Origin of the sequence: Neisseria sp. HMSC03D10, assembly GCF_001807625.1 — a bacterium.
In the GTDB taxonomy this organism is placed as follows: Bacteria; Pseudomonadota; Gammaproteobacteria; order Burkholderiales; family Neisseriaceae; genus Neisseria; species Neisseria mucosa.
Genome location: NZ_KV789592.1, coordinates 49,876 through 52,177, shown reverse-complemented (window position 1 = coordinate 52,177; position 2,302 = coordinate 49,876). Strand labels below are relative to the sequence as shown.

Genomic DNA, 2,302 nt, shown 5'->3' with positions numbered 1-2,302 from the left:
ATACTGTAAACAACGCTACTGATTTCTACATTTAAAACAAATAAATTTCACTCTGCTGCTACTAACAATGATTTTTCCTAGATACCGTTTTTACTAAAATCATAAATCTTGGGTTCAACATTAGTCGGAGAAAGAACTAATAAAACCAACTCCATCTTAAACATTGACCTTGACAACTTAATTTACTTAAAAGGTCGTCTGAAAACTTAAATCCGTTTTCAGACGACCTTTGCTTTTCACCAACTTTATTGTCCGCGTAAGAATAATGCGTCCAATTCTTTCAGCGTCAGTTTCACCCAGGTCGGGCGGCCGTGGTTGCATTGGTTGCTGCGCGGGGTGTTTTCCATGTCGCGCATGAGGGCGTTCATTTCGGGCAGGGTGAGTTGGCGGCCGGCACGGACGGAGCCGTGGCAGGACATGGTGGCGAGGATGTGGTTTTCGTGTTCTTCGATGGTTTGGCTGCTGCCGACTTGGGCGAGTTCGCCCAATACGTCTTTGGCGAGCGAGACGACGTCGGCTTTGCCGAGCATGGCGGGGACGGAGCGGACGGCGAGGGTGTTGCCGCCCATGTCGGACAGTTCCAGCCCGAAGCCTGCCAGCGTGTCGGCATGGTCGGCGAGGGTGGCGCATTCTTCGTGGGACGCGGCGAAGGTAACGGGGATGAGCAGGCGTTGGCTTTGTAGGTTGCCGTTTTCCTGCCGCTGGCGTTTCATTTTTTCGTAGTTGACGCGCTCGGCGGCGGCGTGCATGTCGATGAGCAGCAGGCTGTCTTCGGCTTGGGCGAGGATGTAGATGCCCAATAATTGGGCGATGGCGAAGCCGAGCGGCGGCAGTTCGGGTTTGGGGTCGTCTGAAAAGGTATGTGCGGGGTTTTCAGACGACGTGGGGGACGTGTTGCCGAAGCGGGCTTGTTCGAATTGTGCCAACTCTATGTCTGCTTCATCGGCTGCGGTGTTTTTGAAGAGTTCGGCGTAGGTGTTGAGGGCGGCGCGGCTTTCGCGCAGGGACAGGCTGCGTTGCTGCGGCGCGCGTGCTGCCTGATAGGGCATGGGGGCGGTTTTGCCGGAACCGAAGGTGCTGCGCGGTTCGGAAGCGTGTGCGCTGGGTGCGGCGGCGAAAATGTTTTCAGACGACGCGGTCGGGTTTGTGCGGAACTCGCTAGACTCGTTTTCAGACGACGTTGCCGCGGGACGGATGCCTGTGATTTCGTGCAACACTTCGCCTGCGTTGCCGACGCTTTCGGTCAAGTCGGCGCGGGTGTCGGCGAGGGCTTTGTTGAGGGTGTGGAACACGAGTTGGTGTACCTGCTGGCTGTCGCGGAAGCGGATTTCGGTTTTAGTGGGGTGGACGTTGACGTCCACGGCTTCGGGCGGCAGGTCGAGGAAGAGGACGAAGGCGGGGGTGAGGGCGTTGTGCAATACGTCGCGGTATGCCTGTTTGACGGCGTGGAGCATGACTTTGTCGCGCACGAAGCGGTGGTTGACGAAGCAGTATTGTTTGTCGGTTTTGCCTTTGGCGAAGGTGGGTTTGGCGATGGCGCCGTAAAGCCGCAGCGCACCGTTGCCGCTGTCGATTTCTAAGGATGCTGCCTGAAAGTCTTCGCCGACGATGGCGGCTATGCGTTCGTGCAGGCTTTGGGCTGGGAGTTTGAATACTTGTTTGCCGTCGCGTTTGAGCGAGAAGGCGATGTGCGGATGCGCCAGCGCGAGGCGTTCGAGCATGGTGGCGCAGTGGGCGTATTCGGTGTTTTCGGATTTGAGGAACTTGCGCCGCGCGGGGGTGTTGAAGAAGAGTTCGGCGGCTTCGATGGTGGTGCCAACAGGATGGGCGGCGGCGGTGGGGCTGCTGAGTTTGCCGTCTTCGGCTTTGACTTGGGTTGCGTGAGCGCTGCCGTCTTGGCGGCTGGTCAGGGTCAGGCGGCTGACAGAGGCGATGCTTGCCAAGCCTTCGCCGCGAAAGCCCATGCTGGCGACGTGTTCCAAATCGTTTAAGGTTTTGATTTTGCTGGTGGCGTGGCGGTGGAGCGCGAGTTCGATGTCGTCGGGGTGGATGCCGCCGCCGTTGTCGCTGACGCGGATGAGGCGGATGCCGCCGCCCGCCAGCTCGACTTCAATCGCCGTCGCGCCTGCGTCTATGCTGTTTTCGACAATTTCTTTGAGGGCGTTGGCGGGGCGTTCGACCACTTCGCCGGCGGCGATTTGGTTGACGAGGTGGTCGGGCAGGGCGGCGATTCGGGACATGGGTTTCTTCCGTTTTCAAACTGGCGAGTATTATAGCAAAAGGTCGTCTGAAAACCGGAATC

General features: G+C 57.9%; 1 protein-coding gene. It reads right to left on the bottom strand.

What is annotated here, in order from left to right:
* Positions 1-245: 245 nt before the first annotated feature.
* Positions 246-2,240, bottom strand: coding sequence for a DNA mismatch repair endonuclease MutL (gene mutL, locus HMPREF3066_RS09680; RefSeq protein WP_070442528.1), 1,995 nt, complete (start codon positions 2,238-2,240; stop codon positions 246-248).
* Positions 2,241-2,302 lie beyond the last annotated feature (62 nt).